At 71.5% G+C, this 7,178-nt stretch carries 6 protein-coding genes; all 6 read right to left on the bottom strand.

Features of this window, described 5'->3' with window-relative positions:
* Window positions 1-636, bottom strand: a 636-nt coding sequence (locus tag AC1DP0_RS15085; RefSeq protein ID WP_478085503.1) for a Clp protease N-terminal domain-containing protein, incomplete at its 3' end; no start/stop codon positions are given.
* A gap of 258 nt (window positions 637-894) precedes the next feature.
* Window positions 895-1,569, bottom strand: coding sequence for an ANTAR domain-containing protein (locus AC1DP0_RS15080; RefSeq protein ID WP_478085506.1), 675 nt, complete (start codon window positions 1,567-1,569; stop codon window positions 895-897).
* A 145-nt stretch (window positions 1,570-1,714) separates the two neighbouring features.
* On the bottom strand, window positions 1,715-4,852 hold the full coding sequence (locus AC1DP0_RS15075; protein WP_478085501.1) for an ATP-binding protein: 3,138 nt from the start codon (window positions 4,850-4,852) through the stop codon (window positions 1,715-1,717).
* A 116-nt stretch (window positions 4,853-4,968) separates the two neighbouring features.
* A complete protein-coding gene (locus tag AC1DP0_RS15070) occupies window positions 4,969-5,421 on the bottom strand; it encodes a heat shock protein transcriptional repressor HspR (RefSeq protein WP_478085499.1) in 453 nt (150 codons plus the stop codon).
* A 53-nt stretch (window positions 5,422-5,474) separates the two neighbouring features.
* Complete coding sequence (locus AC1DP0_RS15065; RefSeq protein WP_478085496.1) at window positions 5,475-6,485, bottom strand: DnaJ C-terminal domain-containing protein; 1,011 nt, start codon at window positions 6,483-6,485, stop codon at window positions 5,475-5,477.
* A gap of 89 nt (window positions 6,486-6,574) precedes the next feature.
* On the bottom strand, window positions 6,575-7,178 hold a 604-nt coding region (locus AC1DP0_RS15060), incomplete at its 5' end, for a nucleotide exchange factor GrpE (RefSeq protein WP_478085492.1).

The following is a 7,178-nucleotide window of genomic DNA, read 5'->3' as shown; positions in this document are numbered from 1 at the left end:
CTGGGCCAGGCCCTCGACGACGGCGGTCTTGCCGACGCCCGGCTCGCCGATGAGGACGGGGTTGTTCTTCGTGCGGCGCGACAGCACCTGCACGACGCGGCGGATCTCGGCATCCCGGCCGATGACGGGGTCGAGCTTGCCCTCGCGCGCGCGGGCGGTGAGGTCGGTGCCGTACTTCGACAGCGCCTCGAAGGTGCCCTCGGGGTTCTCGGACGTGACCGGTCGCCCACCGCGCAGCTCGGGGATGGCATTCTCGACCGCGTCGGCGTCGAGGCCGAACTGCCCCGTGCGCGCCAGGGCGAGCAGCAGGTGGTCGGTGGAGACGTACGAGTCACTCATCGCCGTCATGTACTGCTGCGCCTGCTGGATGACGCGCAGGCCGGTGGGAGACAGCTGCGGCTGCTGGGTGCCGCCCGTGACCTGCGGCATCGCGGCCATGGCGCGCTCCGCCGCGGCGGTCGCGGCCGTGACGCTCGACCCTCCGGCGGTGAGCAGGGCCGGGGTCGTCGTGCCGCTCTGGGCTGCCAACGCGAGCAGCAGGTGGGCCGGCTCGATGTTCGGGTGGTGCTTGCCCGTCGCGGTCGTCGCGGCCTGGGCGAAGGCCTCCTGAGCCTTGTTGGTCAGCTGTAGGTCCATGCGTGCTCCTGGTACAGGGGTTAAGTTCACTGGCGTCAACCGGCGCTGACTTGAGTGTATTCCGCTCAACTTCGTGCGTCTGCGAAAGGGCGCCGTATGCCGCGAGGCGCGCGCCGCCTCGCCCGTTGCCGGCAAGCACCGGCGGCTCCGCCGGCCAGGGCGCGTAGCTGCCGTCGGCGCTGATCGATCCCCCCGCGGGTTCCTGGCGCTCCGCGGCCGGTGACACCGTCCGAGCAGGCCTCCTGCCACTCGGAGCCCTCAGACGACCTCGTCCGRTTCGGCACCGGTGTCGATGACCCGCTGGGCGACCTCGCGCAGCTTGACGTTGTGGTCCTGGGAGGTGCGTCGGAGCACGTCGAACGCCTCGTCGGACACGATTCGGTGGCGCTCGATGAGGATGCCCATGGCCTGACCGACGAGGCGGTGGCTCTCGACGGCGCGTTCGAAGTTCGCCTCGCTCTCGCGGAAGCGGTCGACGATGACCATCCGGTCGACCGTCAGGACCAGGAGGTGTAGCAGCAGCTCGGCGAGCGTCCGCTCCATGGCGAGCTCGGCCGCGGGCCGACCCAACCCGACCCACACCCGGCACGTCGCGTGGTGCCCCGACGACTCGAGGAGCAGACCGTGCCTCTCGTCGGGCACAGACGGCACCGGGGCGCCCGGCGATCCCACGCTGGTGGACAGGACCGCACGCACGTCCGGTGGCAAGGTCGACGGGAGGACCACCCCTGACGCGCTGGCATGGAGGTCGTGCTGCGTCGCCATGACCCGGACCACGGCCTCGCCCACGAGCGCCTCGCCGAGCGCCTCGGCTGCCACGGGGAGAACCTCGTGGAGGTCTGCCGAACGCAGCAGCTGCCGGGCGGCCGTCGTGACTCGCGCTGCGACCGCAAGCCCCCCGGTGTCGTCGTCGGTGGCGCTCGTCGGCGGCATGACGCTCACGGGGGCCTCCAGGGCATGGCTGGTCAAGGCCCGCGAACTTGGAGGCAGCACAGTGTTGCATCCCGTGACCGCCCCGGACAAAACGACACGACCGATCGGACCTGCCGCCCGTCGCGTGCGCTTCCGACGCGCGGGCTCACGCCTTGTCGGGGTCCTGACCGCTCTCGACCACGCGCGCCGCCAGCTCGCGCAGCTTGACGTTGCGGTTGAGCGAGGCCTGCCGCAACATCTCGAAGCCCTGCTGGGGCGTGATGCGGTGACGCTCGATGAGGACACCGACGGCGTGGCCGATGAGCCGGTGGCTCTCGATGGCCTGCTCGAGCTGGCGCTCCTTCTCCGCGCGGGCCCGCTGCGCGATGACACGGTCGATGGCCTGCCCGAGCGACTGCGCCAGGAGGTCCCCGACGATGAGCTCGTCGCTGGAGACGAGCCGGGGCTCGTCGAACTGCACCCACGCCCTGCAGTCGGACTCGTGGGCCGTCGGCAGGAGCAGGAGGCCGTCCCGCTTATCGCCGACGAGCACGTCGTAGCCGTGGGGCGAGGACTCGAGCCCACGGCGTACGCCCGGATCGAGCTCGTCGACCGCAACAGGCCCGCGGGGGGACAGCACGACCGTCTCCCGCTTCGTCGTTGAGACGCGCAGGGTCACCGCGCCGTCGAAGAGCACGGTGAAGCCCGTGACCGCGGTGGCGAGGACCTGGTCGAGGTCGTCCGCCGTCGCGAGGTCGACCGCGATCCGGGCCGCGAGCTCGCGACGCATCCGGGACTCCCGCTCGCGGGTCTCGTCGCGGAGGACGACGATGATGAAGCCGTCGTACTCCGCCGTGCCCGGCACGCTCGCGGACCGCACATGGACCCACGCCTCGCCGCCGCCGCGCCGCAGGATGCGGTAGCGGTCATCCTCGACGGGCCGTCCGGATCGGAGGGCCTCCATGCGTCGCTGGTGCTGGGCGTGCTCGGCGGGTGAGTCCGACTCCGGGATCCACCACGGGTAGGGAGGGGTGAGCGGACCGTCGGCAAGGGACCAGCCGAAGGTGCGCGTGAAGACGCCGTTGACCTGGACGACGAGGCCCGTGCGGTCGATGACCACGAAGGGCTCCTGGATGGCGGCGAGGATGGCTCGGAGCCACGCGGCGTCGCGCGAGCGGGACCGTGCCCGCACCAGGTTGGCAGCCAGGCGCGCTCGCAGCTCCTGCGGCTGGAACGGCTTGACGACATAGTCGTCGGCACCCTCGAGCAGGCCGATCGTGCTGGCCTCCACGCCGGCCCGCGCCGACAGCAGCACCACCGGCAGGTCGCGCAGGCTCGGGTCCGTGCGGATCTCGCGGACGAGGGCCAGCCCGTCCATGCGCGGCATCATCACGTCCGCGAGCACGATGGCCGGGCGTCGGGCACGGACGTGGTCCAGAGCCTCGACGCCGTCGCGCACCGTCACGACGTCGTAGTCGACGACGCAGTGGCGCGCGATGTAGTCACGCATGTCCTGGTTGTCCTCCACCACGAGCAGCGTCGGTCGTAGGCCGTCCGCCTTCTCCGCGTGCGAGGTCGGAGCCGCCGACTCCGAGGTGGTCGCCATCGACGCGGTGACGTGGTCGCGCACGACCCACGCGCTGGCCTCGTGGATGAAGGACTCCGCCGGGCGGGGTCGGATCGAGGGACGGACCGCCTCGTGCGGAGCGGGCTGACCCCACGGCAGGGACACCGTGAACGTGCTGCCCTGACCCTGCTCGGACCGCACGGTGATGCGGCCGCCGAGGAGCTCGACGAGCTGGCGCGCGAGGGACAGGCCGATGCCGGCACCCTCGCGTGACCGGCGTTCGTCCCCACGCTCGAGCTGGCGGAATCGGTCGAAGACGAGGTCGAGGTCCTCCGCGGCGATGCCGATCCCGGTGTCGGTGACGGTGACGGCATACCCGACGTCGCTCCCGCTCAGGCGGAGCGAGATGCGTCCGCGCGCCGTGAACTTCAGGGCGTTCGCGAGCAGGTTGAGCAGGATGCGCTCGAACATGTCGACGTCGACATAGGCATCCTGGTCGAGCTCGTCGCAGACGACGTCGAACTCGAGACCGGAGTGCTCGATGGCCGGGCGGAAGTTCGCGGCGATCCCGGCCACGAGCTCCTCGACGTCGGCCTCGACCCAGTGCGGCTCCACGGCGCCCGCCTCGACCCTGGTGAGGTCGAGGATGCGGTCGACGAGGCCGGACAGGCGGTCGGTGTTGCGGCGGATCAGCTCGAATCGCTGGCGCTGGTCGGGGTCGAGCCCGCTGTCGGCGAGGGCGTCCTGCACCGGGCCAGCGATGAGCGTGAGGGGCGTGCGCAGCTCGTGGCTGACGTTCGCGAAGAAGTCGGACTTGGCGCTGTCGAGCTCGGTCAGGACCTCCGTCCGGCGGCGCTCCTCGTCGAGGTGCCGGATGCCGCTCAGGGCCATGGCCACGTGCGAGGCGCACACCTCGGCGTAGAGCTGGAGCATCGGATCCCACGGCTGGCGGGGGTTCTCGGTCATCAGCAGGTGAGCGGTGGGCTCGACGAGGCCCGGCTCGACGACGGGCACGACGTGGACCGTCCGACCTTCGTCGTCGACGGCCGCCGGCACCGGGTCGCTCGGGGCGGCCCACCGGAGGTCGCTCTCGAGGTGGTCGTGGTTGTCCGAGCGGAGCACCTCGAGGGAGCGACGGCGCACGTCCTCGGGATCCTCGGCGTCCGCCAGGGTGACGAGAAGTCGAGTGGACACATCGGCTCGACGCTCGGCCAGCACCTTGGCCGACGTCTCGGTGGCCACGTTGAGGATGCCTGCCACCGCGCCGGTGTCGTCGTGGACGGCGCCGTAGGACCACGTGAAGTAGGCCTCCTCGAGGTAGCCGTTGCGGTCCACGACGAGCAGCTCGTCCTCGACCCAGGTCGCCGGGCCACCATTCACGACTCCCGCGAGCATTGGTCCGATGACATCCCAGACCTCGGGCCACACGTCCCGCACCGAACGGCCCCACGCCTGCGGGTGCTTGCTCGCGCCGAGCAGGCTGCGGTAGCCGTCGTTGTAGAGCATGAGCAGGTCCGGCCCCCAGCAGATGAGCATGGGGAAGCGCGAGGACAGGCAGACGTCGACGAGGGAGCTCAGGTTGGGGGGCCAGCTCTCGACCGGGCCGAAGGGGGTCGCCGCCCAGTCGGTTCGGTGGAACAGCTCTCGCATCTCGCCGTCAGCGGCCGGCACACCGACGTCCTGGGCGGTCGTCGTGGGGGCGCCGGGGAGGGCACGATCCGGGTGCTGCAGGGTCACACGACCTCCGGGAGTGGGATCAAGAAGCTGCCTCCGGCGGCATTCCGTCTACGCGCGCCGTCTGCTCGAGGCGTGCACAGTCTGCCACATGGCGCGGGCTCGCAGCGGCGCCGAACCTAGCGCTCGGGCCGCCACACGACAAGGGCCTGCGACGAGGGGGCCCGCGGCGGTCGCTGGCCCGGGCGCACCGTGACCACCTCGCCGCGCGGACCGACCGCGAAGACGCGGGCGCCGGAGGAGAGGGCGGCCTGCGCGGCCGACAGCTCGGAAGCGAGCCCCTCCACACGGGACTGGAGGGCCGCGACGTGGTTCTCGAGGTCCATGATTCGCTGGATGCCCGCGAGGGACACCCCTTCCTGCGACAGCCGCTGCACCTCACGGAGCAGCTGGACGTCGCGAGTGCTGTAGCGCCGCCCTCCCCCACGGGTGCGCGACGGGGAGACGAGGCCGAGCCGGTCGTACTGCCGCAGGGTCTGCGCGTGCATGCCGGCCAGCTCGGCCGCCACCGAGATGACGAAGACCGGTGCGTCGTCGTCATGCCCACCGGGGCGGGCGCTTCTGCGGGCCATCGTCGCCACCTTCTCTCTCGTCAGCCCCTCGTCAAGCCTTCGTCAGGCCCTCGTCAGGCCCTGGCGCGCTCGAACAGGTCGGCCCTCGGATCGTGACCGGCCTCGGCCTCGGCCATCTTCTCGACGGCGTCGCGGGCCTCGTCGGTGAGCCGCTGGGGCACGACCACCTGCACCTTGGCGAGGAGGTCACCGACGTGGTCGCCACGCTTGACGCCACGTCCCTTGAGCCGCAGGACGCGGCCGCTCGGCGTCCCCGCAGCCACCTTGACCTTGACCGAGCCACCGTCGAGCGTGGGCACGGCGATGGTCGCCCCGAGGGCGGCCTCCGCGAACGTGACCGGGAGATCCAGGGTGAGGTTGTCGCCCTCACGGCCGAAGACCGGGTGCTTGTCGACCGCGACGGTGAGGATGAGGTCGCCGGCCGCAGCGCCGGGATCGCCCTGACGACCCTTGCCGCGCAGACGAATTCGCTGACCGTCCTTGACTCCCGGGGGGATCCGGGCGTTGATGCGCCCGAGGTCGGGCGAGCTGAGCGAGACCGTGGATCCTTCCACGGCGTCCCGGAAGCCGATGCGCGTGCTCGCCTGCACGTCGGCACCGGGGCGGGGGCCCGCAGGCGCGCCGAAGCCACCGTAGCCGGCACCGGGAGCGGCTCCCCCGAACATCTGGCCGAGGATGTCCTCGAGGTTGGGCTGGGCGCCGCCGCCGCCGGTGTTGAACCGAACACGGTCTCCGCCGGGGCCGCCAGGGCCGCCGAACGCCGAGAAGATGTCCTCGAAGCCCGCGCCCTGGCCACCGGGACCGCCCGCCGTGAAGCGAGCCCCACCGTGCGACATGGCACGGATCGCGTCGTACTCGCGGCGCGTCTCGGGGTCGCTGAGGACGGCATACGCCTCCCCGATCTCCTTGAAGCGCTCCTCGGCCTTGAGGTCCCCGACGTTGTGGTCGGGGTGCATGGTGCGGGCGACCTTGCGGTAGGTCTTCTTGATCGTCGCGGCGTCGGCGTCCTGGGGCACGCCGAGGATCGCGTAGAAGTCCTTCTCGAACCAGTCCTGACTAGCCATGGCGCACCTCCTTCTTCGCGGTGACTCTCACACTGCTCCCATCATCGGGTATGCCGCCGGGCCGCGCAGGCAGCCCGGCGGCGGATGTCTCAGGCAGGGTCGGCGACCGACACCCGCGCGGCCCGGACGAGCCGGTCGCCGATGCGGTAGCCGGGCTGGAGCACCTGGACGACGGTGGTGCCCGTCGCACCGTCGGGGAGCTCGGCCTCGACGTGCATGAGGGCCTCGTGCACGTTCGGGTCGAACTCCTGACCTGCCTCGCCCAACCGCTCGACGCCGTAGCGACCCAGCGTGGACTCGAGCTTGTCGGCGATGGCCGCGAACGGGCCACCGGCGAGGTCTCCGGCCTGGCGGGCCATGTGGATGTCGTCGAGGACCGGCAGCAGCGACTCGACGACGCTGCCGACCGCGGTGTGGCGGATGACCTCACGGTCACGGTCGACGCGTTTCTTGTAGTTGACGTACTCGGCCTGGAGCCGCTGCAGGTCAGCGAGCAGCGTCGCGGCCATGGTGTCCTCCTCCGCGAGGGCGACCCCCTCCGACTCACCAGACTCGGCGGACTCGCCGGACTCGGCGGACTCGCCTGCGGCGTGGTCGAACTCGTCCTCACCACCTGGCTCGGACGAGGCGCCCGGACCGCCCTCGTAGTAGGTGTGATGGCGCTCCCCGGGGGCATTGTCCCCGGGGGCATTG

This window comes from Terrabacter sp. P5_B1 (genome assembly GCF_056400505.1).
This window is presented reverse-complemented; position numbering and strand designations above follow the sequence as displayed.

Coding starts and splice junctions, on each gene's coding strand:
- AC1DP0_RS15065 (WP_478085496.1), bottom strand. CDS start 6,485: ATGGCTAGTCAGGACTGGTTCGAGAAGGACTTCTACGCGATCCTCGGC.
- AC1DP0_RS15070 (WP_478085499.1), bottom strand. CDS start 5,421: ATGGCCCGCAGAAGCGCCCGCCCCGGTGGGCATGACGACGACGCACCG.